The sequence below is a fragment of the Hymenobacter setariae genome (assembly GCF_007713685.1).
GTDB classification, from domain to species: Bacteria; Bacteroidota; Bacteroidia; order Cytophagales; family Hymenobacteraceae; genus Hymenobacter; species Hymenobacter setariae.
The window spans coordinates 603,267-627,648 of record NZ_VMRJ01000004.1 but is presented as its reverse complement, the minus strand read 5'-3'; the positions used below and the strand labels follow the sequence as shown (position 1 = coordinate 627,648).

Genomic DNA, 24,382 nt, shown 5'->3' with positions numbered 1-24,382 from the left:
GCATTTCCACCTTTCGCAAGCACCTAGGGCACGATAAGTGGGCGAACAACCGCCGCGAGAAGGGCGACAATCAGGCAGCCTATGGTGGGCGCTGTCAGCACCTTGAGCCTTCATGCTGATTACAGGTGGGTTGCTGCTTCTTGCTAGCCAACCATCTGTCAAACTGTTTTTTACATGAACGCGCTCGCGCTGCTGCTTACTCTGCTGGCCCCACCCGCGCGGCCAGTGCCCGACACTACTTTTTGGGATGGCAACTGGCGGCGCGTGCAGCGCCCCAACGCCGTATACTATGGCTGGACTACCCCGGCCGACTCGGGCCGCTGCCGCATCCAGGACTTCTACCTCACCGGCGAGCGGCAGATGGAAGCCCTAGGGTGGCCGGGGCCGCCCGTGGTGAAGGATGGACCCGTGACCTACTACTTCCGCTCGGGGGCCAAGCGCACTACGGGCCGTTTTGCCAACGGCCAGCGCGAAGGCACATGGCAGTATTGGAACGAGGATGGCACACTGCGCCAAAAGATGACGTGGCACGCTGGCCGCGCCGTAGCTACCCCCGCCAAGGAGCCCGCCGATGCCGACAGCAGCGTGCCCCAGCTAGTCCAGCAGATGCCCAAGTTTTTGGGGCCGCTGCCCCTGGCGCAGTACCTAGGGGCTACCATACGCCGCCCCGCCCAGGTGCCCGCGGGCGGTGGCAAAGTCTACGTGCAGTTTGTGGTGGGGCCGCAGGGTACCATCACTAGTACGCGCATTATCAAGGGCTTTGACCCTAACTGCGATGCCGAGGCACTGCGCGCCGTGGCCGCGCTACCCCGCTGGCAGCCCGGCCTACAAAACGGCGAGCCCACCGCCGTGCGGTTCGTTGTGCCCGTGGTATTTAAGTAAGCAAGTGGCCTCAAGCGGCCGGGCTCATTCCAAAAGAAAATGGCATCTGGCCCTACTTGTCATGCTGAGCTTGCGAAGCATCTTCTCACGCTAGGTTATCTCAACCGGGAGAAGATGCTTCGCAAGCTCAGCATGACAGGCGGGGGCTAGGCTAAAAACAAAAAGTCATTAGCTGAGGCTAGCTAGCCTAATCCTCTTCTGCACCTGGCACGGCCAACTGAGCATTAATAAGCGGCGTTTTAGGAGCCAGGAAAAACCCCGTAAGGCTGGCAAACAAGATAGGTACCGGCTGCTGAAAGCCCGTGAGTGTGGCCAGCAAAATAGCGGTGCTGATGGGCGTGCGCGTGGCGCAAGCGTTGATAGCAGCCATGCAGCTTATCATGGCCAGCGGCAGGCTTTGCGACGGAAAGACCGTGTGAATGAGCAGCCCTAGGGTGGCTCCCACGAAGAAAAGCGGAATGATGAAGCCACCACGCCAGCCCGACGTGACGGTGAGGGCAATGGCTACTAGCTTAGCCACCAGCAGCCCCACTAAAAACGACACGGTAAAGTGTCCTTCTAGCAGCTCGGCTAGCTCCTCGTGGCCAAAGTAGCGCGCCAGCGGTACGTAGTAGGCCAGCACCCCTAGTAGCAGTCCTGCGCCGCCCATTTTGACATAGATAGGCACGCGCAGCTGGCCGAAAACCCGCCGCAGCTGCCGCACCAGCGCAATGAAGCCCCAGCCCACCACCGTACCCACTATGCCGTAGCCCACGGCATAGAAGGCATCGTTGAGCTGCGGCGTGCCACCCATCGGGAAGTGCCAGGTTGGCCCGATGCCAATGTGCGTTATCAGAATGAAGATGACAAAGCTGGCGCAGCTCGACACGAAAGCCGGAATCAGGGCCTGAAAATATTCGCTTAGATGCTTGTGGTGCAAGATTTCGAGGGCAAAGAGCCCGCCGCCGAGCGGAGCACCAAAGAGCGCCGTAAAGCCCGAGGCCATGCCCGCAATGCTGAGCGTACGCAAGCCCTCACCCCGCACTCGCAGCTTCTGCGCCAGCCACGACGCCGTGGAGCCCGTCACCTGCACCAGCGGCGCCTCGGGGCCGGCGCTGCCGCCGCTGGCAATGCAAAGCAGTGACGAAAACACCATGGCCACGCTGTGGCGCGGGTCGAGCTTGCCGCCCCGAAAGCGAATGTTATTGACCAGCAAGCTCATCTCGCCAGGGTCGCCGAGGCGATGAATGATGAGGCCCGCCAGCAGCCCAGCGCCGCCCATCAGGGGCACTACCCACCAGCCCGACACCAGCCCTAGGAGCCGTAGCAACTGCGCCAGCAGCAGCCAGTAGGCCCCCGCAATGATGCCGCCAATCAGGCCGACCGCCACCCACAAAAAGAAGGTACGACTAAAAACAAAGGGATTGAATTGGAGCGGAGCGGCCGCCTGCCGCCGAAGCGAGATGGCGCGCCGGCCAGTTTTGAAACGCATGAGCTGAAAGAAAGGAATTTCTATATAACTCGCGCTTCGCTACCAGAGTTATCACTAGCTAGCGATGTGGCTGTAAGCCAAGGTGGTATTCTAATAGCGGCAGTCGGTCCAGTGTACCAGTTGGCCCCGGAAGGGGAGGGGCTTATCGGCAAAAAATGCGAACAGGTCGGCCGCCGTCTCAAACCCATCGGCTTGGGCCAACGCCCGCAGCTCGGCCGGACCTAGGGGGCGGCCATCGACGCGCAGCTCGCTGGCAGTTAGCTCAATATCCTGCACTAGCCGCAGTGGCTGCGGGGGCCAAAACTCGTATTGGTCGGGCTGCTGGGCTCGGGCGCAGAAATGGGCCACATCGCCCGCCTGCCACCGCTGCCCCGCCCGAATCGTGTGAATCTTGGTGCCCGCTATGATGGCCGGGATAAAGGTTTCGTTGAAACCCAGTACTTTGCCTGTATCAGACATCGGCTGGAATGTGTACCGTGCCCGCCCGCTCGCGCAGGGGCCGGCCCTGCCGCCCGCTGTGCTGCGCCTGTATTTCGGCCACGATGGCTAGGGCAATTTCTTCGGGTGTTTCGCTACCTAGGTCGAGGCCGATGGGGCTGTGCAGGCGCTCGCGCAGCTGCTGCACCTGAGCGGTAGGAAAAGCGTCTAGCTCATCGAGCAAGCGCTGCGCCTTCAGCCGAGGGCCTAGCAAGCCGATATAGGGCGCGGGCGAAGCCAGCAGCGTTTGCAGCGCGGCTAGGTCGTAGGCGTAGTTATGGCTCAGCAACACATGGTAGGCCAGTGGGTCGGGGGTAGCCGTTTCGAGCTCGCGCACGGGTATAAGGCGCACTTCGGCCGCCTCGGGGAAGCGGGTCGTGGTGGCTAGGTTGGGCCGGCCATCGACCACCGTAATGTGCCACCCTAGGGAGGCCGCCAGGCGCACTAGCGGTTGGGCGTCGTTGCCGGCGCCGTACACTACCAGGCGCAGTGGCGGGCGCAGCACTTCGAGCGAGGCGCGCACCGGGCCAGCGTCGGTATCGAGGGTCAAAATCTGGGGCTGGCCCTGCGCCAAGGTGGCGCGGGCGGCCTCAGCCAGTGGGGCGGCTAGCAGTGGGGTGCCGCGCACTGCGCCCGTTTCAGTGAGCAGCACGCGCTGGCCCACGGCAGCCTTTAGGCCGCTGGCGTCAGTTTCGAAAATGGTAGCCAGCACGGCCGGCACAGGGTACTGGGCAAAGCCGCGCAGAAGCTCCAGTGGGTTGTCGGGGTTAGCAAAATCGAGCGGCTCCAGTAAGATGCGCACCACGCCCTGGCAGCCGGGGCCCAGGCCGTGGCGCGGGTCGTCTTCGTCGCGGGTGTCGTAGGTCACGAGCGCCGGCTCGCCCTGAAAGATGGCCCGCCGCGCCCGCTGGCGCGCATCGCCTTCGAGGCAGCCGCCGCTGATAGCCCCGGTCAGCTCGCCGTCTTCGGTCACGAGCATGCGGGCGCCGGGGCGGCGGTAGGCCGAGCCAATTACTTCCACCACCGTGGCTAGCGCGCAGGGGCGGCGCGCGGCGCGGTGCTGGTCGTAGGCCAGAAAAAGGCGTTGGAGTTCGGTCATCAGGAAAAAAGTAACGTGGGCAGTACGCCTAGGGTAGCTGCGTGGTTGTATGAACCGCTTAGCGGGAGGCAGGGTTTCTGGGCAAGACTATGAAGTAGGAACCGTCCTGCAGTGCATAGCGAAACAGCTGGCGTGGAGCAGTAACCTCTTACATCAATAACAGTGCGAGCGAGCCGCTTCGCTACGCGCGGCCTGACGGCTCGTTGTTTAGTTATACCGAACAACGCTCATTCCATTTTTTTGTCACTAGCGTGTACTTTGCTTTTATGAGCGTCAACGTCCCCGTCTACCAGCTAACTGCCCTCGCATCTACGGAGGAGAAACCGGCGGCCGTGTTTTTCCTAGGTCCCAATTGTGCAGCGCCGCGCCTACCCATCGACCGGCCGTATCGCAGCGAGTATTATAAAATCGGTATCGTGCTGCGCGGCAGCGCCCGCTTGCAAGTCAACCTCGAAACCTACGACCTAGGGCCGGGCTCGCTGATGGTGCTTTCGCCCTACGTTATCAAGCAGTGGCCGTTTATAGCAGAGGATTTTGATGGGCTCAGCATCTTCTTTACCAAGGAGTTCATTGCGGCCGGCAGCCTAAACCTGGACACGTTCACGTTTTTTGAGCGCGACGCCCGCCACGTGTTAACCCTGCCACCCGCCGAAGCGGCAAGTATGACGGCCCTGCTGCGCACCATCGAGCAGAAATACGAAGCGCCGCACGCCTACCGCGAGGAGATTTTGCGCAGCCTCATCCGCATTCTGCTGCACGAAACGGCGCCCATCTATAGCGCACAGCACACTTCACCTACTGCCACCCAGTCGCGCAGCCAGCTCATTGCGGCCGACTTCAAAAAGCTGGTGAACACTCACTACGCCACCGAGCGCAGCCTGGCGTTCTACGCCGACAAGCTCTGTATCAGTCCCAAGCACCTTGCCGAAACGGTGAAGGAAGCTACCGGCAAGCGCGCCGTAGCGTGGCTGGCCGAGGCCGTGCTGCTCGAAGCCCATGTGCTACTTCAAAACCCCGCCCTCACTATCGGCCAAATTGCGGACACGCTGCACTTCACTGACCAGTCCACGTTCGGCCGGTTTTTTCGCACCAATACGGGGGTATCGCCGGCCAGCTACCGGCAGCGGCTGTGAAGTAGTGTTGTGGGGCGGACTCTGTAGTCCGTGTGCGTGAGCGGGCAACTGGTCGCGGACTACAAAGTCCGCGCAACAGCACTACTTCCGCCCTTTCGCCCAAAGCTCCCGCCCTTTTGCCCTTCCCGCGCTCCCTAGCCAGCTGGAGCTTTGTGACATGAAAATCATCGTCACTGGTTCCCTAGGGAACATCAGCAAGCCGCTCGCTACCGAGCTCGTGCAGCAAGGCCACGCCGTCACGGTCATCAGCAGCCAGCCCGACCGCCAGGCCGCCATCGAAGCCTTAGGGGCCACCGCCGCCATTGGCTCATTCGAAGATGCGGACTTCCTGGCCGCTACCTTCGCCGGGGCCGATGCCCTGTATGCTATGATAGGCGGCGGCCATCGCGAGGCCGATTCGCGGGCCTATTTCCAACGCATCGGCCAGCACTACGCACAAGCCATCCAGCAAGCGGGCGTGCGGCGGGTGGTGCACCTCAGCAGCTGGGGCGCGCACCGCGACCACGGCACGGGCGGCATTCTAGGCTCGCACGATGCGGAGGAAATCTTAGCGGCGGTGCCGGGCCTCGCGCTCACGCACCTGCGTCCTACATCCTTCTTTACCAATTACTACGGCTTTGTAGGTATGATAAAAAATGCCGGTTTCCTAGGTGCCAACTGCGCCGGCAATTACCGGGTGGCGCTGGTGCACCCTAGGGACATCGCCGCCGCTGCCGCCGAGGAGCTAACTAACCCTGCTGCCCCGGCCGGCCGTACCATCCGCTACGTGGCCAGCGACGAGCGCACCCAAGACGAAGTAGCACAGGCCCTAGGTGCCGCTATCGGCCGGCCCGACCTGCGCTGGGTCGGCTTCACCGACGAGCAAATGCGCGATAACCTCCTGCAAAACGGCTTGCCCGCCAGCACTGCCGCCGATATCGTGGACATCTACGCCAGCATGACCAACGGCACCCTAGCCGAAGACTACGAGCAGCACAAGCCCACCCTAGGTAAGGTAAAGCTGGAAGACTTTGCCAAGGAGTTCGCGGCAGCTTTTAAGGGCGGCGAATAGCAAAGTAGGAAGCAATAAAAAAGCGCGTTAGTCATGCTTCGCTGCGCTCTGCATGACTAACGCGCTTTTTGCGGTCTTCTTAATTTCAAGAATAAGTCTGCTACTTAAATAGCATCCAGTCCCGGCAAGCCGAGCAGCTCTGCGGCGCGGTGCGCCACGGCTTTGACACCGGCGACATCCGGGCCAGTGATGGTCAGGTGGCCCATTTTGCGGCCGGCGCGCGCTTCCAGCTTGCCATATAGGTGCAGGTGCGTGCCCGGCAAACTCAGCACGGCGTACCAGTCCGGCTCCTGCGGCTGGCCATCGGCGTTAAACCACACGTCGCCTAGCAAATTGAGCATGATGGCCGGCGAATGCTGGCGTGGCTGCGGCATGGGCAAGCCCGCCATGGCATGCACCTGGAGGTCAAACTGCGATACGTCGCAGGCATCTATGGTGTAGTGGCCGCTGTTGTGCGGGCGCGGAGCCATCTCGTTGACGACTAGGCCACCGTGCTCGCTACCGTCTTCTACCACAAAAAACTCGACGCACAGTACCCCAACGTAGCTGATGTGCTGCGCAATGGCCACAGCCGCCTCGCGAGCCCTTTCAGCCAGGGCGGCGGGCATTGCGCCTTCGTAGGCGTGGGTCACGGCCAGAATGCCTGCCTCGTGCACGTTGCGCTGCGGGGCAAAGCTGACAACCTGCCCGTCCCAGCCGCGCGCCACCAGCACCGAGCACTCGGCGGTGAGCGGCAGCATCTTTTCCAGTACGCAGGCCACGCCGCCCAGCTCGGCCCAGGCGGCGGCCAACTCGTCGGCAGACTTAACGCGGATTTGGCCCTTGCCGTCGTAGCCCATGCGCGCCGTTTTCAGGATGCCGGGCAGTAAATCTGCCCGCTCGGCCTGCACGACCTGTAACTGGGCCGGCGTTTCAATCACCGCATAGGGCGCGCAGGTCACGCCTGATACCTCGGCACAGGCCGCGAAATGAGCTTTTTCCTCGATGCGGTTTTGGGCAATGCCCACCACGGCCGCGCTCGGTGCCACGGGGCGGGTTTGCGCCAGCATTTGCAGAGTCTGGGCCGGCACGTTTTCAAACTCGGTGGTGATGGCCTGGCACAGTTGGGCCAGTTCGGCCAGTCCGGCTGGGTCGTCGTAGCTGGTCTGGATGTGGTGGTGGCTCACTAGCCCGGCGGGGCTTTGCGCGTCGGGCTCCAGCACGGCAGTGAAGTACCCCAGGCGCTGGGCGGCGTGCACAAACATCCGGCCCAGCTGGCCGCCCCCCAGTACCCCTAGGGTGGCTCGTTGGCCTGCGGTGTCCACGCTGCCGGGGAAAATCGGGGTCATAGCTACCTCGTGACTAGCGGCGCTCATACGGGCAGGGTCATAGCGCGGGCGGCCTCGGTTTGGGCGGCGCGAAACGCAGCTAGCTTGGTCGCCAGGTCCGCATCGTGCAGGGCCAGCAGGCTGACCGCAAACAGCGCAGCATTAGCTGCCCCGGCTGTGCCAATCGCAAACGTGGCCACGGGTACCCCCTTAGGCATCTGCACGATACTGTGCAGCGAATCCACGCCCTGCAAGTGGCGGCTGGCTACCGGTACGCCGAGCACGGGCACCGTGGTTTTGGCAGCTAGCATACCCGGCAGGTGGGCGGCCCCTCCCGCGCCGGCAATGATGGCCTGCAAGCCACGCGGGCCGGCTTGTTCGGCGTACGCAAACAAGTCGTCGGGCATGCGGTGAGCCGATACCACACGCGCTTCGTGGGCCACACCAAAATCCGTGAGAATCTGCACGGCGTGCTGCATAGTGTCCCAGTCGCTGCTGGAGCCCATGACAACGCCAACTAGTGGCTTACCTGGGGTAGCGCTGGGGCTAGGGGTGTCGGAGGTGGAGGGGGTACTCATGGTGAGCCTTATCGTAAGGGGCGGGGCAGCCCTAGGTGGTCGAAAAAACGGGATTTTGGACGTAAGCGCGGGCTAAAACCCGCATTTGCACAGCCAGTTATTGGGGTGCGTGTCATCCCGTGAGCGCAACGGATGTTCACTGGGAAGCCCGTTACCTCGGCCACAAATTTACTGTGGCAGTCCAAGTGGCAGCCTGCAATCTGGACGAATCTTGAAAAATACGGGCCCCAGCCCAGTTCATTCTCAGCGCTCCAACAGGATTTTGTACTAGGTCACTAAGACCCAACGTTCGGTCAACTTTCATGGCGGTTATTTGCAGGCCCACCTGAATGAAGCAGGTAAAGCTATAAAGCGCCGACGCGTTGACAGCTAGCACGTAGGGTATTCTCTTCTAAAACGGCCTGCCCGCTAGCGTCGCTGTAGACAGTATGTTGCGGTCAAGTTAGATTATATTCTGAAACCATGTAAATTGCAGAGAATATAACCACAACTATCAGCCACTATTGTTGGGCTGAGTAAGTATTCTGATTTCGAACAGCTACTCTTCATGAATAATTCTTTTGAATATGATGTAACTCTCTCTTTCGCAGGTGAAGATAGAGACTTTGTAGACTGTGTTGCAGGTCTGCTGAAAAAAAGCGGATTGAAGGTGTTTTATGACAGATATGAGCAAATAAGCTTATGGGGTAAAGACCTTTATACGCATTTAGATGATATATATACTAATAAATCCAAGTTTTGCGTTATGTTTATTTCTAGTCATTATGCAAAAAAGCTGTGGACGAATCATGAAAGGGAAAGTGCACAAGCTAGGGCTTTTGCTAACAGTGAAGAATATATTTTGCCATTTAGGCTAGATGATACGGTGATACCTGGTATTAGGCAAACAGTTGGGTATTTATCAATAAAAGGTTATGATTGTAAGCAACTAGCTCAAGCGATTACGGAGAAAATAACTGGTAATACAGGAAATATTGAGAATGCAGACGATAATGATAATGTAAGAGACGATGAGGAAGAAACGCTAGAATATGGCATTTCAAAGATAGGGGATGATAAGTACGAGATTAAAATAAGGCAATATGATTTTTTCTCTGGTAGGCTAAGTAAAGCGTTTCCAGGAGTTCGTGGTTTGAGATGGTTTAACGAACCGAAAGAAATTATAGAAAGACTAAAACTGCTTTTAGCTAAGCCTATTTCTTTTAGTCAGTATCCTGATGGCAATTTAAGGAAAGGTGGCATTGCTACACCAATATGGTGGTTTAGAGGTGGAGCATCAATGCCAATTAAGGAATTTGAGGTTTTAAGTGAAACGAGATGCCGATTTGGTTCGAATGAATTAGAGATAGATAAGGTTGCTGTTTATAGGTGTTCAAGACCTTATAAGGAATTTATTTATTTAAAAACAAAGGGGGTTCCTGCGCTTGAAGATTCAGAAGACTCTGCTCTTAGTATTGCCGCGCAGCTCAGTTTTAGAAAATATGCATCGGAAAATTATGCTTTATATAGGGGTGAAATAATTAAAGATGAGGAACGCGAAGATGGTGCAATGTTCAGGGATGGTAAGCTTATTTATTTCGAAGAACGTCCAGTAGCTAGAACTAGATTTTTAACGCCTTATAATATTATAATATGCGCCCAGTCGTCAACGTACAATTCTAGTCAAGCGGATAGGTTTTTTGCACCACAATTAGACGATTGGCTTACCAAGGATGAAGAACTCGAAAAAATACTTCCTTTGCTTGAGGCAATGGAAAATGATTCACATTTAATGATAGAATTTTTCTAACGAGAAAGCGCCCCGCAGCCAATTGGCTACGGGGCGCTTTCTTATCCAACTTACTACTAGTTTACAGCAGCTTATCACTCGTCAACGGCAATTCGCGGACGCGCTTGCCGGTAGCATGGTACACGGCGTTGGCAATGGCGGCGGCTACGCCCAGCATCCCGATTTCACCAACGCCTTTAACGCCGATGGGGCTGGCGATGTCGTCTTCCTCCTCCACGAAAATCACGTCGATTTTGTGGATGTCGGCGTTCACCGGAATGTGGTACTCGGCATAGTTATGGTTCATGTAGCGGCCGAGCTCGTTGTTGAGGTAAGTTTCCTCCATCATCGCCATGCTCAGGCCCCACACCGTGCCGCCCAGCACCTGGCTGCGGGCCGTTTTGGGGTTCATGATGCGGCCGGCGGCCACGGCATTTACCACACGCGTCACATGGATGGTACCTAGGTCCTCGTCCACCTTCACTTCCACAAACACCGCGTTGTGCGAGTGCATGGAGTACTTCAGTTGGTTGATGGGATTGGGACCGGCTTTGCCGTCAGCCTCAATCTTCTCTTCGCCGCTGGCAGCCAGAATGTCTTCGATAGCCACCGAGCGGGTGATGTCCTCGTTGGCGCGGATGTGGCCGTCCACAAATTGCACGTCCTCGAAGTCTGCGCCGGCTAGGGGTGAGTCATCCATCTTCTGGGCCAGCTTGAGCAGCTTCTTGCCTACTTCCTGGCAGGCATCCTTCACGGCCGCGCCCACCGAGTTGGCCGTCCAGGAGCCGCCTTGCACGGGGGCGGCGGGCATGTTGGTATCACCTAGGTTGAATGTTACTTGCTTCATGGGCAGCCCGAGGGTCTGGGCGGCCATCTGGGTCATAATAACATAGGTGCCAGCGCCTTGGTCATTGGTGGCGCTGTTCACGGTGAGGTGGCCATCGGCCGAAAGCACGGCCTTGGCGGCAGCTTTCTGCATAGAGGCATCCCAGCAGCCAGCGGCCACGCCCCAGCCTACGAGCATGCCTTTCTCATCGCGCATCGAGCGGGGCTCGGGGTTGCGCTGGTCCCAGCCGAAGCGGGCGGCGCCTTCGTGGTAGCAGTCGTCGAGGCGCTTGCTGGTGAAGGGCTTATTCTCGGTGGGGTCGCTGTAAGTGTAGTTGAGCAGGCGGAAATCGAGCGGGTCTTTGCCAGCCTTGTACGACATTTCATCGATGGCGCTTTCGCTGGCAAAGTTGCCAGTAGCCGCGCCCGGTGCCCGCATGTCGAGCGGCGTGTACACGTCGATTTTGGACAGTTGATAATCGAAGTTGGTATTGGGCGAGTTGTAAAGAATACCCGTCCAGTTCACCACTGTTTCGGTTGCGTTCTCAAACTGAGAAGTCTCAGCCAATGCCTTGTGTTCCAGCGCTTGAATGTGACCTTGGTCATCGGAAGCAATACGCAGCTTTTGCAGCGTATGCGGCCGGTGGCCAAAGCTGAACATCTGCGTGCGCGTCATCACTACCCGCACCGAGTGCTCCAACTCCAGGGCCGCCATTACGGCCAGAAACACCTGGTACTGGGGCCGCAAACCCGAGCCAAAACCGCCGCCCGTGAACTTCGAGATAACCCGCGCCTCGTTGGTGCTCAACCCGAAAATCTTGGCGATATACTGCTGCACGTTGGGCGCGCCCTGCGTCTTATCGTAGATTTTCATCTTCTTGCCGTCGCCCAGCCAGTCCACGGTGGTCGCGAACATCTCCATCGGGTTGTGGTGCTGCGCGCGGTGGATGTACTCACCGGCCACCTTGTGCGGAGCCTCGGCAAAGGCTTTGTTCATGTCGCCCTTGGGCTTGGGCGGGGGCACGAAGCCCGTTTTACCCTTCGGAGCATCAAAGGCTTCACCGATAACCGAGTCTAGGTCAGTGTTATGCTTCTCTACATCGTACTCGATGCGCAGCACCGAAGCGGCGTAGCGGGCCAGCTCAAAGGTCTCAGCTACCACCAGCGCCACCGGCTGCTGGTTGAACATGATTTCGGGCTCGTGTAGCGGGCGGAAGGGCGAGCCGCCGGGGGCCACATCGTCCTTATAAGCGCGGTCGAACCAGGCAAAGGAGGGCACATTCTCGTGCGAGAACACCTGTTGCACGCCCGGAATGGCCAGCACCTCGTCGGCGTGGATTTTGGTAATCTTACCCTTAGCTACGGGGCTACTCACGATGTAGCCGTACCACAGCGGGCCGGTTACGCCGAACTCAGCGGCATACTTGGCCGCGCCGCTCACTTTGGCCGGGCCATCGGTGCGGTTGATAGGTTTGCCAATCACGTCGCTGTCGAGGCGCACGGTAGGCGGGGTGGCAATAGTCTGGCTCATACTAGCTTACGGATTAGAATTTAAAAACACGTTCGGGTTGACTACCTGGCTCATCTCGGTGGCTTGCTTGAGTGCCCGCACGATGGCGCGCTTGCCCAGCTCAATCTTAAATGAGTTATGCAGCGAGCCTTCGCCATAGCCCTTTGCCTCAGCAAACACCTTAGCGGCCACTTGGCGGAATAAGTCGGGCGAAGCCGTTTGGCCTTCCAGCATCTTCTCGGCCTCTTGGTCGCGCCAAGGCTTATGGGCCACGCCACCCAAGGCAAAACGAGCCTTTTCAATGGTGTTGCCGCTCATTTTCAAGCCCACCGCCACGCTCACCAGCGCAAAGGCATAGCTGCTGCGGTCGCGCAGCTTGAGGTAGGTGAAGTGGTCGGCGTAGCCTTCCTCGGGCAGGTCAATAGACACGACCAGCTCGCCCGGCTTCAGGGTGTTGTCCTTTTCGGGGTGGTCGCCCGGTAGGCGGTGATAGTCGTCAAATTGGATGGTGCGCTCGCCGTCAGGACCTTGCACGCGCACCACGGCCTCTAGGGCCGCCAGCGCTACACACATGTCGCTGGGCTGGGTGGCAATGCAGCTCTCGCTGGTGCCTAGCACGCCGCACACGCGGTTGGGGCCGGTGAGGGCCGAGCAGCCGGTGCCGGGCTCGCGCTTGTTGCAGGGCGTGGCCAAGTCGTAGAAATAGTAGCAGCGGGTGCGCTGGTTGAGGTTGCCGCCGTTGGTGGCCACGTTGCGCAACTGCGGCGTAGCCCCGGCCAAAATGGTCTGGCTCAGCAGCGGGTAGCGCTTTTCTACCTCGGGGTGCCAGGCCGTATCAGCATTAGTAGCCAGCGCGCCCAGACGCAGGCCGCCATCGGGCAGGCTCGTGATGTCGGTGAGTGGCAGCAAGCCCAGGCTAGTGAGGTGGGTCGGCCGCTCGAGGTTGTACTTCATCAAGTCCACGAGGTTGGTGCCGCCGCCTAGATAGGCCGCGCCATCGTGGCTGGTTAAGTCGCGCACGGCCTCGTCGGCGGCCGTGGCTTGGGTAAGGGTGAAACTATTCATAAGGGACTAAGGATAAGGGGTTATTCGACCGAGCTGGCTTTAGTAGACGCTACCGGAACGGTGATGAGCACGCCGTTATCGACCACTACGTCGCCGTCGTGCAGCACTTCCATCACGGCCGACAAGATGTTGGTGTAAGCGCCGCAGCGGCAGAGGTTGCCGCTCATGTGCTCGCGCACCTCGTCTTCGGTCTTGCAGCGGCCCTCGTTGATGAGGCCCTGCGCCGAGCAAATCTGGCCCGGCGTGCAGTAGCCGCATTGGAACGCGTCGTGGTCTACAAACGCCTGCTGAAGTGGCGAAAGGTTATCCTCGGTACCTAAGCCCTCAATGGTCTGAATTTTCTTGCCCTGATACACCGTAGCCAGCGCCAGGCAAGAGTTAATGCGCTTGCCATCAACGAGGACGGTGCAGGCACCGCACTGGCCGTGGTCGCAACCTTTTTTGGTGCCAGTCAGGTCCATGTACTCGCGCAGGGCGTCGAGCAGGCTGGTCCAAGGTGCAATCTGAATGGTGTGGTCTTCGCCGTTGACATTGAGCGTCACGGCCTGGGCCGGCACCACGTGCGGTGTGGCTTTGTCGAGCGGCTCTTGAATGAATTGGAGACTCATAAGGCAGTAGGGTAGGAGAGGTGAAGCGAATAGCCACCTAGGGCGGCTAGCTATGTAATTATTCTACGCTACGGTTTAGCTTGAGCTTTTGATGTTTTTATTGCGTCTAAATAAAGAAGTTAGCCCGGCGATTGCACAGCGTACTTAGCTGACAGTTAGGCGATGGCTTGAGCCTTTGGTTGTCTGTAAGAGTGCCGAATTATATGATAAAATAGCCAGAGGCATTAGCAGTAATAAAGCGTTGTATGCTAATGAATATAGCGCGCTGTTTTGCCAGTGAGAGGAAAGTGCCTTGCTGACGACGATAAAAAATATTTTTTCGCCAATGCTTGCATTTTCAAAATTTACGCTTCTACCTTTGTGGCATGCTCCTTTACCGGGGCACTTATCAAGAAAGGCGGAGGGACAGGCCCTGTGATGCCTTAGCAACCAGCAGTAATGTGAAGGTGCTAATTCCTGTTCTGAGACGCGGCTTCGGCCAAAGCTTAGAAGAAGATAAGTCTAAAAGATGCCTTGCCGCGGCCGCGGTGTACGCTCTTCTGACTTGTCGGAAGGGCTTTTTTTACGCTCTTTCGGTAAGAGATTCTTGACTAGGTGCTTGGGAAATAGGGGTTTACTGTTCCAATCAAACAATAAACTTCTCTTGCCATGTCTGTTGCAACCCGCCTCCTCCACTCCATTCCCGTTGACGAGCAAACCGGCGCTATCGCCGTGCCCATCTACCAGACTTCCACCTATGTGCAGGAAGCTCCCGGTGTCAACAAAGGCTTCGACTATGCCCGCACCGGCAACCCCACTCGCCTGGCCCTCGAAAACCTGGTAGCCACCCTCGAAGGCGGCCACGCGGCCTACGCTTTCGCTAGCGGCCTAGCCGCCATTGATGCGGTAGTAAAGCTGCTTTCGGCTGGTGACCAGATAGTTGCCATCGACGACATTTACGGTGGTGCCTTCCGCTTGTTTGAGCACGTGTACCGCCGCCTAGGTATCGACATCGTGTACTGCGACACCACCAACGCCGAGAACGTCGCCAAAACCATCACCGACAAGACTAAGCTCATCTGGTTGGAATCGCCTTCTAACCCCACGCTGAAGGTATCGGACATCGCCGCTATTTCGGCTATTGCTAAGGCGCACAACTGTTTGCTCTGCGTTGATAACACGTTTGCCTCGCCCATCTTGCAGCGCCCCATCGAGCTGGGTGCCGACTTGGTGGTGCACAGCGGCACCAAGTACCTAGGTGGCCACTCGGACCTCATCGCGGGTATCGCCGTAGCCAAGACCGAAGAGCTGGCTAAAGAGCTGAAGTTCATTCAGAATGCTTCGGGTGGCATCCTGGGGCCGTTCGATTGCTTCCTCACCATTCGGGGTATTGAGACGCTGCCGCTGCGCATCGAGCGCACCAGCACTTCGGCCCTTGAAGTGGCTAAATTCTTGGAAACGCGCCCTGAGGTGGCCCGCGTGTACTACCCCGGCCTCGAAAGCCACCCCAACCACGAGGTAGCTAAGAAGCAGCAATCGGGTGGCTTCGGCGGCATCATTGCCCTGGCCCTCACCGAAGATACCATCGAAGCCGCTACCAAGCTGGTGACGTCGACCAAGTACTTCAAGCTTGCCGAAAGCCTAGGCGGCGCGAAGAGCCTGCTCTGCCACCCCGCCACCATGACCCACAAGTCAATTCCAGCTCCCACCCGCCAAGCTTCGGGCGTAGCCGATGGGCTGGTGCGCCTGAGCATCGGCCTCGAAGATGCCGCCGACCTCATTGCTGACCTAGCCCAGGCGCTCGACCAACTGGCCGCTGCCAAGGAAGAGCACGTAGTGACGAAAGAAGGTGAGTTGGTAGTAGCTTAATCAACAATACGTTATAAAGCTGAAAAGTGACTGTCATGCTGGCGAAGGAAGCATCTTATCAAGTGGGGTTCTAACCTGGTAAGATGCTTCCTTCGTCAGCATGACAGTCGTTTTATAGCGATAACTACCATCATGACTCGTACTAATATTACCATCGGCCTGTTCGGTTTTGGCGTGGTGGGCCAGGGTTTGCACGCGGTGCTAGAGCGCACGCCCGGCTTGCGCGCCCGCATCGGCCGCATTGCGGTGAAGGACCGCAACAAAGCCCGTACGCTACCCACCGAGCTGTTTACGTTCGACAAACAAGACCTGCTCGACGACCCGGACCTAGACGTAATCGTGGAGCTGATTGACAATGCCGACGAGGCGTATGTTATTGTAAAGCAAGCCTTACTGAACGGCAAAGCTGTGGTGACGGCCAATAAGAAAATGCTGGCCGAGCACCTGCCCGAGCTTATCGAGCTGCAAAAAAACACGGGCGTGCCACTGCTCTACGAAGCAGCCGCGTGTGCCAGTATTCCTGTCATTCGCAACCTAGAAGAGTACTACGATACCGACTTGCTCGACTCGGTGGAGGGTATCGTTAATGGCTCTACCAACTACATCCTGACGGCCATGAACCGCGATGGGCAAACCTACGGCGATGCGCTGGCCAAGGCCCAAAAGCTGGGCTTTGCGGAAAGCAACCCGGCGCTTGATGTGGAGGGCCTCGACGCTCGCAACAAGCTGGTGCTGCTGCTGGCCCACACCTTTGGGCTGGTGGCCGGGCCCGAAGACTTACTGGCCGTGGGTATCGACCGCATTAGCCCGCTGGCTACGGCCTATGCCCGCGAGCAGGGCTTGGCCATCAAGCTAGTAGCTGAGGCGCGGCGGCTGCCCGAAGGCGGCATTGCGGCGGCGGTGCTACCGACCCTAGTGGCCCCTAGCCACGAGCTAAGCAACGTGCACGACGAGTTTAATGGCCTCGTGACGCAGAGCGGCTTTGCCGACCGGCAGTTCTTCCTAGGGCGTGGCGCGGGGGCGTTCCCCACGGCGTCGGCGGTGCTGTCAGACTTGTCGGCGCTCACCTATGGCTACCGCTATGAGTACAAGAAAATTCAGCAAAACGCTCATCTGAACCTAGCGCCCGATGCGGCCGAAGTAGATGTGCTCGTGACGTTTACCGACGAAGCCAATGCTCCCGATGAGGCCGATTTTACGGTGGTGCATGAGCAGTTCCGCTCGGCCCAGCGGGGCAGCTATCTAACTGGTACCATTGGGCTTGGTCAATTGGCACGTGCGGCTTGGCTGCGCCAGGCGGGCGTGTGCGTGGTGCGCTTGGCTGCGCCGCTACGGGCAGCCGTAAGCGTACCAGAGCTGGCCGAGGCCGAAGCGTAAGCGCGAGGTTGCGCGAAGTAAAAAGAGGTTTCGCCAAGAGAAGGCGCATGACCTTACTGCTTTGAGGGAGGCAGCTTCGCGAAGTAAAAAGAGGTTTCGCAAGGTGGCTGGTTCTACCTTGCGAAACCTCTTTGCCTTTATGAACCCTTGCGCGCTATGACGCTCTCCACCGATTCTGCACCCATCAAAACCGGCTTGCTGGCTTACGGCATGTCGGGCAAAATATTTCACGCACCGTTTCTGACCCAGCACCCCAGCTTCGACTTGCAAGCGGTGGTGCAGCGGCACGAGCAGCGCATGCAGGCCGACTACCCACACATAAAAAGCTACGGCAGCGTGGACGAGTTGCTAGCTGACCCCGCCCTGGAGCTGGTAGTGGTGAACACGCCCAGCTTTACGCACGCCGACCTGGCCCGGCAGGCGCTGCTGGCTGGCAAGCACGTGCTGCTCGAAAAGCCCGTGGCCACCACCGCGGCCGAGCTGCGCGAGCTGCAAGCGCTGGCCCAGCAGCAGGGCCGCCAGCTGCTGGCCTACCAAAACCGCCGCTGGGACACTGACTTTAGCAGCGTGCGCGACGTGGTGAAAAGCGGCCAGCTCGGCCAGCTCATCGAGGTGCATTTCCGCTACGACCGCTTCAAGCCGGCGCTCAACCCTAAGAAATTTAAGGAAGAAGCGGGCGTGCCGGGCTCGGGCCTGCTTTTCGACCTAGGGCCGCACTTAGTTGACCAAGCCATTAGTTTGTTTGGCCCGCCACTACGGGTAGAGAAAGCGCAGGGCGCATACCGGGCGCACTCGCTCGTTGATGATTTTTTTAGCCTACATCTGCACTACCCGGCCGGCCTGCACGTGTACCTAACCTCAAGCCTGCTGGTGGCCGACCCCGGCCCGGCCTTTGTGCTGCACGGCACCCTAGGTAGCTACCGCAAGGACCGCACTGACCCGCAGGAAGCTCAGCTGCAAGCCGGTATGCAACCCACTGACCCCGCTTTTGGACAGGAGCAGCCAGGCCAAGAAGGCCGCCTCACGGTGCTCGGGCCCGATGGCACGCTTGCCACTACTTCTGTAGCTGCCGGGCCCGGCAGTTACGCTGGGCTGTTTGAGGCCGTGTATCAATCCATTCGGCGCGGCCAGCCTTACCCAATTACGGAGGCTGAGCTGGAGGCGCAGCTACGGATATTGGAAGAGTAGCCTCACCTAGGAGACGCTAGTGGAGATAGGCGGATGGCGCTAGCTGCCGTATAGAGTAGTTTGCTCGCCACTGGTGGGCGCTCCCTGGGCTGGCCGCGGCGCTGGCCTGGGGCTACTTCTACTACTGGTTTATGGAGCATCTTTCCATCGTCATTTTCCTCATGGCCCTGCTGGTTGGGCTGTCGGCCGTGGCCCCCAAGCTCAAGCTGCCTTACCCGGTTCTCCTAGTATTGGCGGGGGGGCTGCTGGCGCTTATTCCGGGCCTGCCGCCCCTGAAGCTAGAGCCTGACTTGGTGTTCTTTATCTTCTTGCCACCGCTGCTCTACGAGGCCAGCTACAATACTTCGTGGCGCGAGTTTGTGGCCAATCGGCGGCCAATTCTGCTGCTAGCGGTGGGGCTGGTGCTGCTCACCACCACGGTTATTGCGGCGCTGGCGCATTATTTCATTCCGGGCTTTACCTGGGGCATGGGCTTCGTGCTTGGCGCTATCATTTCGCCGCCCGATGCGGTGGCCGCCACCAGCGTCACCAAGGGGTTGGGGCTGCCGCGGCGCATCACCAGCATCTTGGAGGGCGAAAGCCTAGTGAACGATGCCTCGGCGCTCATCGCCTACCGCTACGCTGTGGCGGCGGTAGTGAGTGGCACCTTCGGCCTCTGGGATGCCAGCTGGCACTTTGGGCTGGTGGCTGGCGGCGGCGTGGCCGTGGGCGTGGTCGTCGGCTACGTGATGGTGCGCGTTCAGAATATTCTAACCGACGCCACCCAAATTACGGCCCTCACCCTGCTGCTGCCCTTTGGGGTGTACCTAGGCGCCGAGCACTTGGGCGTGTCGGGGGTGCTGGCGGTGGTGGCCATGGGCCTGATGATGAGCCGCCGCTCGCACGACATCTACGACAAGCAAACCCGCTTGCTCAAGCACAGCTTCTGGAACGTGTTTGGTTTCTTGCTCAACGGATTAGTTTTCATCTTGATTGGCTTGCAGCTACGCACCATTTTGGAGGGCATCGGTTCGAGCGCTTTCTGGCCAGTGCTGGGCTATGGGCTGCTGGTGAGTGTGGTGGCCATTGCTATCCGGCTGGGCTGGGTGTTTCCGGTGTCCTTCCTCGGCGAATGGCTGGGGCGCTGGCTGGGCCGGAAGGAGGAGCGGTCGCCCCGGCGCAATCTCTTCATCACGTCGTGGGCCGGCATGCGGGGTGTGGTGTCGCTGGCTACGGCCCTAGGTCTGCCATTTGTGGTGCGCGGCGGGCAGCCGTTTCCACAGCGCAATACCATGCTGTTTATCACCTTCGTGGTTATCCTGGTCACGCTGGTGGTGCAGGGCCTGAGTCTGCCTTGGCTGGTGCGCCGCCTAGGGGTGCAGGAGTCGCCGGCCCAGCGGGCGGCCGAAGAGCAGCAACTGCGCCTGACGCTCACCAACGAATCGCTGCGCTACCTAGAAAGTCTTATTGCCACCGACTCTGACCCCAACCTGCTAACCTTGCGCGAAATCCAGCGCCGTCAGGCGCGGCGCTTGCACGGTGCGTTTGCCGCCAACGAGGCCACCGACCTCGATGCCCCGGCCGAAGCTGAATCGGCCGCCGCTAACGAGTTTGAGAAGCTGCTGCGCGCCCGCCTCACCATGACCGACCACCAGCGCCAACTGCTGGTGAAGCTGCACCGCGAAGGGGCATTTAGCGAAGAAGCCATCCGCCAGGTTGAGCTAGAACTAGACCGCTTCGAGATTGCGCTCGACACTCAGCTCGCCACGGTGCAGCAGCCCGAAACGGCCGAAGAAACTACTGCCGCCCTAGAGCCCGACCAGGCCGCCAGCCGGTTTCCGGGCCCTGAGGGCCGCCCCACCAAGCTGGATGAGCCCAGCTAAGCTGCCATGCAGCAGTTGTAGCTGAGTAGCCAGGGCACAAGTCAAGGAAGTAGGGCCTTGTCGGTAAGCCTCTGCTACGAGTAGACTAATGGTGGGCGGTGAGGTACGTCAGCGTTCGGTAAGAAGCGGCGTTTTCTTGCATAGCCAGTAATTGCTCTTGCACTTCGGGGCTTAGCACGGGGCCTAGACTCAGGGACAGTTGCTCAGGTGCAAGGCGCTTGGCCGCGTGGCCATGCAAGGTGCGCTGCACTGCTACTGCCTGCCTATGCGTGAGGTGTAGCGTAGCGACGAGGTATCGCGTGAGTGGGCGCACCGTGGGCCGGCCAAACAAGCAAAAGCCCCGCGGGACCAAACGCGTAGAGGCGAGCGTGTGCGCCTGGGCCGGGCGCGTAGCCAGCCCCGTGAGTAATAGCGTGGCAGCGAGAACAAATGATTTCATACGAAGCAGGAAGAACGGCAATGAATAAGTAATTCAAAGTTGGTGCTAATGGCTATCTCTTTATGTATCTATTTGCTCAAGGTCTATATGGTGCAGCTAAAAACAGCTTTTTGCTGTGCCAACTCAATAATTTACTAGCCGGCTACCTAGAGCTCGCCGCAGGTCTGACACATCGTAGGTGCGCAGCACCCTCGGCAGCACTTCCGAGTAGGCATCCTTGGTCGTTGGGTTTTCTAGAAAGTGTTGAAAGCTAGAAGGACCGCCGCTCACCTGCACTTGCTCTAGTTGAGGTATGTAGGTGCCCGAAGTAGCGCCAGCCTGTTCGGTGGCATTCGCTACGGGAAGCTTTGGCACTAGTGGGCTAAGCAGCGCCGCGTGCATGGCTACCAGCGCCGCCCGGCCATCGGCGCGCAGCAAAATGGGCAGGGTTCGCAAGCGGCTGTCGTTGCGCGAAAAGCTGAGGAGCGTTCGCACATCGGCCACGCGCTGAGCCAGCAGCGGGCGCCCTAGGTGCAGAGCCAGTTGAGTAGGGCGATACTCCTGGTTGTAGTACTTGGGGTCGTTAAATGTGGCGGGGTCGGCAGTTTCGCCCAGGCCGCGCAGGTCGGCTAGCAGCACTGCCGTGCCTTGGCGCTGGTAGGCGGCCAGGCGGGCGGCGCTGTCGCGCAGCACCGTGGCCATCCCTAGGTCGGGCAGCCACAGCACCAGGCGGGTAGGGGTGGGGCCAGTAGGCAAAAGCAAGCGCGCTGGTAGCGGTGGCTGGTCCGCGTTGCGCAGCAGAATGTTCTGCCAAGCCTGGCCGTTGGGTAGGCGCAAGGTGTCGCGTAGGTCAATGTTGAGGGAGTTGCCACCTGTATTATCAATGCCGAGCTGTCTTCTTATCACCGCCGCCAGCGCCTCAGGCGAGTAGGAGGGGCGGCGTTTAGCGAGGGCCCGTGCCTCAATTAAGTAGCTAGCCGACAAGGTTTCTTCATCCTTGAAGCTGGTATTGACCTGCCCGGTAGTAGTGCAGCGCAGGGCGGCTTCGGGCAGGGCTACCAGCGGCGTTTCCTCGGGTACCGCTGGCCCACTCATCCCTAGCCAACGCCGAAACCATGCCACGGCCGCCACCCGCTTGGGCGCCGAGATGCCGTGACCATCGTCGTAGGTGAATAGACTTGTGTGCTCGGGCTGACCTAGGGCCGCGTAAGCGCGGTGCGTATCGGCGTAGGCGGCCTCCATATCGGTCTGGTCTACAAAGTCATAGCGGCCTGTGAGCCATAGCAGTGGCTTGGGCGCAAACATGATGGGCCAATCGGCGATGTCGAGGCCGACTGCCCCCGCGCCCGGCAACTGCACGCAGCCATCGGCGGGGCCGGTGAGGCTGAGGTTGCGCTCGCCGCTGGCCACGTAGCTGCACAAGGCGGCCACTTGCACGCGGTCGTCGTACCCTATGAAATAGGCCGTTTGAGTGGCCCCGCCCGAGTTGCCGAGGCAGCCCACGCGGGTCGCATCCACCTCGGGCCGCGTGAATAAGTAGTCGAGGCCGCGCACGTTATCCCACAGCTCGGCGGCGGGCAATGAACGACCTAGGAGCGCCGCCTGGGCATTGAGCAGTGTGTGCTCGGTGGTGCCGCCCCGGGTGAGCGGCTTGCCGCTGGCATCGGTCAGCTGCATGCGCTCGCCCTGCGAAATAGGGTCAATCACGAGCACTACAAAGCCATTGCGGGCAAACAACCGGGCCGTTTGCTGGTAAGAGGGCGTGGCCTTACTGGTGTTCTCATGCCCGCAAAAGAGCAGCACGGTTGGCTTTTTGCCCTTGCCCTCGGGCACGTACAAGTTAGCTGTGACGTGGTGGCGCGGTGTGCTTTCGTACACGACTTTTTCAATTCGAAACCCCACCTGCGGCACTGTGCCCACCACCCGCGCTCGCAGCGGCGTGCGTGCCGGCAGCGGCCCCAGCACCCGCCGAAAGCGCGTCCGCACCGAGTCGCGGTAGGCCTGGGTGCCCGTCGCTGACCCTAGGGCCTTATCCAGCTCGGCCCGCCGTGGCTCGTACTGCGCGTGCACCTGCTGCAAAAGGTAGGTAGGCAGCGTAGTAGCCGCCCGCCAGTCGATGACGGGGCTAGGCAGCTTGCCCGGCGAAGGCTGTGCAGCGGCACCTAGGGCGAGTAGCGCCAGCAGGGCGGTGAGAAGCTTGGACATACAACAAGGGGTGGGAAATAGAACGGGGCCGCCTCCCTACTGGAAAACGGCCCCGAAATAGTTGTCTTAGAAAGTGCTACGCCTTCTCGGGCAGCAGAATAGCGTCGGGGTAATTGCCGAGCACCGGTTGCGAGGGGGCGCCTTGCGTCACGGCTTCTATCAGCAGCTTGCCGCCCACGAAGGCACCTTTCCACGATTCGCCTAGGCCACCGAATACTTCTTCGCGGTCGCCGCGGCTGCGCAACTTGTTGATGCCTACTTTGAAGGCCCGCAGTTCCTTCGCGGTGCGGTTGGCCCACTTCTCGTCGTCAGACCCTAGGGCCGTGACGAGGGCGCCATTCGAGATATTCATCTCGCCCACCAGCTCTTCTACGCGGTCTACCAGCACGATGCTGTCGATGGGGCCGAAGGGCTCCTTAAAGTACAGCTCGGCTTGGCGGGGCAGGCCCACCAGGCCGCGCGGCGCGCGGTAGGCCGAGCGGTCTTGGCCGGGCAAGAACAGCGAGTCGTCGAGCTTGCCTTGGTAGAACGGAATAGCGCCGGTCTTGGTGGCGTTGTTGAATAGCTCATCGAGGCTCTCGGCCTGCCGGGCATTGATGACCGGGCCAAAGGCCAGGTCGGGCAGCTTATCGCCGGGGTTGTCTACCAGCGTAGGGTTGCCCACGCGCAGGCTGCCGATGGCCTTGGTATACGTTTCTAAGAACTCGGGAAACAGCGAGCGCTGCACCACAAAGCGCACATAGGCTGTGCAGCGCTGCTTGCCGTAGTCGTAGCCCTTTTTGAGCTGGTCGGCCAGCGCGTCCCACTGCGAGTAGTCCCAGATGCCGTAGGTGTTCACGCCTTCCATCTCCAGCATGTAGCGCTTGTGCTCCTGGCTGAGGGCGTCGGCGATGTTGCGGCCGTTGTAGCGCCCACCCACAAAGGAGAGGCAGTCTACGGCCGGGTCTTTCACCAGCACGTCGCTCAGCTCGCCGCCGGGGCCGCTCACCAGCGTCACGGGCAGGCCGCAGCGGCGGGCAATGGCGAAGGTGAGGCTCAAAGAGATAAAGCCGCCGTCGGTGGGCGTTTTAGCAATCACAGCATTGCCGGCCAGCACCTGCACCAGCACCGCGTGCATAAGCACCGACATCGGGTAGTTCCACGACGCAATATTGCTTACCAGACCTAGGGGGCGGCGGTCGCCGAGTAGGCTCTCGATATTGTCCACGTACCATTGCACGCCCTCGATGCAGCGGTCAATGTCGTTGAAGCCCAGCTTGTATGTTTTGCCGATTTCCCACATCAGCAGCTTGCTCACGAGGTCGATGTGCGGGCGCAATTGGTCGAGGCAAGCCTGCACTTTAGCGCGGCGCTCGTCGAGGTCGGTAGCTGCCCAGGCGGCTGCTTCGCCTTTGGCAAAGCGCACAGCGCGCAGGGCCTCATCGTGCTTGAGCATGGGCAGTGAGCCAATCTCCGAGCCGTCGATGGGGGAGTGGAAGGGGCGCGGGTCGCCGGGCTCCTGCCACTTGCCTTCTAGTAGGTTGAGGTAGCCGCCCGTGGGCGAAAACACTTCGGGAACAGCCTGCTTGACGTCGTTCAGCAGCTTGCCGAACTCTACCTCAGGCGAAACAATTTTGGACATGAGAAAAGGTGCGCACGGCCAACGCCGCACAAATCGGTGAAAGAACAGGATAAAAAGCGACTTGCCCGCCGCATTGTTGGCGCTAAGTA

At 59.6% G+C, this 24,382-nt stretch carries 19 protein-coding genes and 1 riboswitch; of the genes, 8 read left to right on the top strand and 11 right to left on the bottom strand.

Annotation, left to right across the window (positions count from 1 at the left end; all coding sequences use genetic code 11):
* Positions 1-174: 174 nt before the first annotated feature.
* Positions 175-882: an energy transducer TonB gene (locus FNT36_RS17575; RefSeq protein ID WP_144850339.1), complete on the top strand. Its 708-nt coding sequence runs from the start codon at positions 175-177 to the stop codon at positions 880-882.
* 187 nt (positions 883-1,069) lie between these two features.
* On the opposite strand, the gene FNT36_RS17570 is transcribed toward FNT36_RS17575, so the two are convergent.
* The 3 genes from FNT36_RS17570 to FNT36_RS17560 form a co-directional block, all read right to left on the bottom strand.
* On the bottom strand, positions 1,070-2,353 hold the full coding sequence (locus FNT36_RS17570) for a chloride channel protein (protein WP_144850336.1): 1,284 nt from the start codon (positions 2,351-2,353) through the stop codon (positions 1,070-1,072).
* Between the two features lie 90 nt (positions 2,354-2,443).
* On the bottom strand, positions 2,444-2,812 hold the full coding sequence (locus FNT36_RS17565) for an ASCH domain-containing protein (protein ID WP_144850334.1): 369 nt from the start codon (positions 2,810-2,812) through the stop codon (positions 2,444-2,446).
* Positions 2,805-3,929, bottom strand: coding sequence for an XdhC family protein (locus tag FNT36_RS17560; RefSeq protein WP_144850332.1), 1,125 nt, complete (start codon positions 3,927-3,929; stop codon positions 2,805-2,807). The genes FNT36_RS17565 and FNT36_RS17560 overlap by 8 nt, the downstream gene beginning before the upstream one ends.
* 266 nt (positions 3,930-4,195) lie before the next feature.
* Between FNT36_RS17560 and FNT36_RS17555 the strand changes: the two genes are divergently transcribed.
* Positions 4,196-5,062, top strand: a complete 867-nt coding sequence (locus FNT36_RS17555; RefSeq protein ID WP_144850330.1) for an AraC family transcriptional regulator — start codon at positions 4,196-4,198, stop codon at positions 5,060-5,062.
* 157 nt (positions 5,063-5,219) lie between these two features.
* Positions 5,220-6,113, top strand: a complete 894-nt coding sequence (locus FNT36_RS17550; RefSeq protein WP_144850328.1) for an NAD(P)H-binding protein — start codon at positions 5,220-5,222, stop codon at positions 6,111-6,113.
* A gap of 104 nt (positions 6,114-6,217) precedes the next feature.
* On the opposite strand, the gene FNT36_RS17545 is transcribed toward FNT36_RS17550, so the two are convergent.
* Both FNT36_RS17545 and purE read right to left on the bottom strand, forming a co-directional pair.
* Positions 6,218-7,441, bottom strand: a complete 1,224-nt coding sequence (locus FNT36_RS17545; RefSeq protein ID WP_233636017.1) for a 5-(carboxyamino)imidazole ribonucleotide synthase — start codon at positions 7,439-7,441, stop codon at positions 6,218-6,220.
* A 23-nt stretch (positions 7,442-7,464) separates the two neighbouring features.
* Positions 7,465-7,998: a 5-(carboxyamino)imidazole ribonucleotide mutase gene (gene purE, locus FNT36_RS17540; RefSeq protein WP_144850325.1), complete on the bottom strand. Its 534-nt coding sequence runs from the start codon at positions 7,996-7,998 to the stop codon at positions 7,465-7,467.
* Between the two features lie 547 nt (positions 7,999-8,545).
* On the opposite strand from purE, the gene FNT36_RS17535 reads away from it, so the two are divergent.
* Positions 8,546-9,787 (top strand): toll/interleukin-1 receptor domain-containing protein, encoded by a 1,242-nt coding sequence (locus FNT36_RS17535; protein ID WP_144850323.1) that lies wholly within the window; start codon positions 8,546-8,548, stop codon positions 9,785-9,787.
* A 61-nt stretch (positions 9,788-9,848) separates the two neighbouring features.
* Here the strand turns inward: FNT36_RS17535 and FNT36_RS17530 are convergent, their stop codons facing one another.
* From FNT36_RS17530 to FNT36_RS17520, 3 genes are read right to left on the bottom strand one after another with little or no spacing between them, the layout of a single operon-like run.
* On the bottom strand, positions 9,849-12,122 hold the full coding sequence (locus tag FNT36_RS17530; RefSeq protein WP_144850321.1) for a xanthine dehydrogenase family protein molybdopterin-binding subunit: 2,274 nt from the start codon (positions 12,120-12,122) through the stop codon (positions 9,849-9,851).
* Between the two features lie 6 nt (positions 12,123-12,128).
* Positions 12,129-13,166, bottom strand: coding sequence for an FAD binding domain-containing protein (locus FNT36_RS17525; RefSeq protein ID WP_144850319.1), 1,038 nt, complete (start codon positions 13,164-13,166; stop codon positions 12,129-12,131).
* 20 nt (positions 13,167-13,186) lie between these two features.
* On the bottom strand, positions 13,187-13,774 hold the full coding sequence (locus FNT36_RS17520; RefSeq protein ID WP_144850317.1) for a (2Fe-2S)-binding protein: 588 nt from the start codon (positions 13,772-13,774) through the stop codon (positions 13,187-13,189).
* Positions 13,775-14,156: 382 nt separating this feature from the next.
* Positions 14,157-14,276: riboswitch (SAM riboswitch) on the top strand.
* A gap of 146 nt (positions 14,277-14,422) precedes the next feature.
* Between FNT36_RS17520 and FNT36_RS17515 the strand changes: the two genes are divergently transcribed.
* The 4 genes from FNT36_RS17515 to FNT36_RS17500 all read left to right on the top strand — a co-directional run bounded on the left by FNT36_RS17515 (position 14,423) and on the right by FNT36_RS17500 (position 20,049).
* On the top strand, positions 14,423-15,622 hold the full coding sequence (locus FNT36_RS17515) for a trans-sulfuration enzyme family protein (RefSeq protein WP_144850314.1): 1,200 nt from the start codon (positions 14,423-14,425) through the stop codon (positions 15,620-15,622).
* 132 nt (positions 15,623-15,754) lie between these two features.
* On the top strand, positions 15,755-16,999 hold the full coding sequence (locus FNT36_RS17510; RefSeq protein WP_144850312.1) for a homoserine dehydrogenase: 1,245 nt from the start codon (positions 15,755-15,757) through the stop codon (positions 16,997-16,999).
* Positions 17,000-17,155: 156 nt separating this feature from the next.
* Positions 17,156-18,187 (top strand): Gfo/Idh/MocA family oxidoreductase, encoded by a 1,032-nt coding sequence (locus FNT36_RS17505; protein WP_144850310.1) that lies wholly within the window; start codon positions 17,156-17,158, stop codon positions 18,185-18,187.
* 131 nt (positions 18,188-18,318) lie between these two features.
* Positions 18,319-20,049 (top strand): Na+/H+ antiporter, encoded by a 1,731-nt coding sequence (locus tag FNT36_RS17500; protein WP_144850307.1) that lies wholly within the window; start codon positions 18,319-18,321, stop codon positions 20,047-20,049.
* Between the two features lie 85 nt (positions 20,050-20,134).
* Here the strand turns inward: FNT36_RS17500 and FNT36_RS17495 are convergent, their stop codons facing one another.
* The 3 genes from FNT36_RS17495 to FNT36_RS17485 form a co-directional block, all read right to left on the bottom strand.
* Positions 20,135-20,488 carry a hypothetical protein gene (locus FNT36_RS17495; protein ID WP_144850306.1) on the bottom strand — a complete coding sequence of 118 codons (354 nt, stop codon included), beginning with the start codon at positions 20,486-20,488 and terminating at the stop codon, positions 20,135-20,137.
* A gap of 123 nt (positions 20,489-20,611) precedes the next feature.
* Positions 20,612-22,672, bottom strand: a complete 2,061-nt coding sequence (locus FNT36_RS17490) for an alpha/beta hydrolase family protein (RefSeq protein ID WP_144850304.1) — start codon at positions 22,670-22,672, stop codon at positions 20,612-20,614.
* Positions 22,673-22,748: 76 nt separating this feature from the next.
* Positions 22,749-24,293, bottom strand: coding sequence for an aldehyde dehydrogenase family protein (locus FNT36_RS17485; protein WP_144850302.1), 1,545 nt, complete (start codon positions 24,291-24,293; stop codon positions 22,749-22,751).
* Positions 24,294-24,382 lie beyond the last annotated feature (89 nt).

Bases quoted from the DNA above. Each gene is read 5' to 3' on its own strand.
- purE (WP_144850325.1), bottom strand. From the start codon at position 7,998: ATGAGTACCCCCTCCACCTCCGACACCCCTAGCCCCAGCGCTACCCCA.
- FNT36_RS17500 (WP_144850307.1), top strand. From the start codon at position 18,319: ATGGAGCATCTTTCCATCGTCATTTTCCTCATGGCCCTGCTGGTTGGG.
- FNT36_RS17555 (WP_144850330.1), top strand. From the start codon at position 4,196: ATGAGCGTCAACGTCCCCGTCTACCAGCTAACTGCCCTCGCATCTACG.
- FNT36_RS17505 (WP_144850310.1), top strand. From the start codon at position 17,156: ATGACGCTCTCCACCGATTCTGCACCCATCAAAACCGGCTTGCTGGCT.
- FNT36_RS17530 (WP_144850321.1), bottom strand. From the start codon at position 12,122: ATGAGCCAGACTATTGCCACCCCGCCTACCGTGCGCCTCGACAGCGAC.
- FNT36_RS17565 (WP_144850334.1), bottom strand. From the start codon at position 2,812: ATGTCTGATACAGGCAAAGTACTGGGTTTCAACGAAACCTTTATCCCG.
- FNT36_RS17490 (WP_144850304.1), bottom strand. From the start codon at position 22,672: ATGTCCAAGCTTCTCACCGCCCTGCTGGCGCTACTCGCCCTAGGTGCC.
- FNT36_RS17560 (WP_144850332.1), bottom strand. From the start codon at position 3,929: ATGACCGAACTCCAACGCCTTTTTCTGGCCTACGACCAGCACCGCGCC.
- FNT36_RS17510 (WP_144850312.1), top strand. From the start codon at position 15,755: ATGACTCGTACTAATATTACCATCGGCCTGTTCGGTTTTGGCGTGGTG.
- FNT36_RS17570 (WP_144850336.1), bottom strand. From the start codon at position 2,353: ATGCGTTTCAAAACTGGCCGGCGCGCCATCTCGCTTCGGCGGCAGGCG.
- FNT36_RS17495 (WP_144850306.1), bottom strand. From the start codon at position 20,488: ATGAAATCATTTGTTCTCGCTGCCACGCTATTACTCACGGGGCTGGCT.
- FNT36_RS17545 (WP_233636017.1), bottom strand. From the start codon at position 7,441: ATGACCCCGATTTTCCCCGGCAGCGTGGACACCGCAGGCCAACGAGCC.
- FNT36_RS17550 (WP_144850328.1), top strand. From the start codon at position 5,220: ATGAAAATCATCGTCACTGGTTCCCTAGGGAACATCAGCAAGCCGCTC.
- FNT36_RS17520 (WP_144850317.1), bottom strand. From the start codon at position 13,774: ATGAGTCTCCAATTCATTCAAGAGCCGCTCGACAAAGCCACACCGCAC.
- FNT36_RS17515 (WP_144850314.1), top strand. From the start codon at position 14,423: ATGTCTGTTGCAACCCGCCTCCTCCACTCCATTCCCGTTGACGAGCAA.
- FNT36_RS17485 (WP_144850302.1), bottom strand. From the start codon at position 24,293: ATGTCCAAAATTGTTTCGCCTGAGGTAGAGTTCGGCAAGCTGCTGAAC.
- FNT36_RS17575 (WP_144850339.1), top strand. From the start codon at position 175: ATGAACGCGCTCGCGCTGCTGCTTACTCTGCTGGCCCCACCCGCGCGG.
- FNT36_RS17525 (WP_144850319.1), bottom strand. From the start codon at position 13,166: ATGAATAGTTTCACCCTTACCCAAGCCACGGCCGCCGACGAGGCCGTG.
- FNT36_RS17535 (WP_144850323.1), top strand. From the start codon at position 8,546: ATGAATAATTCTTTTGAATATGATGTAACTCTCTCTTTCGCAGGTGAA.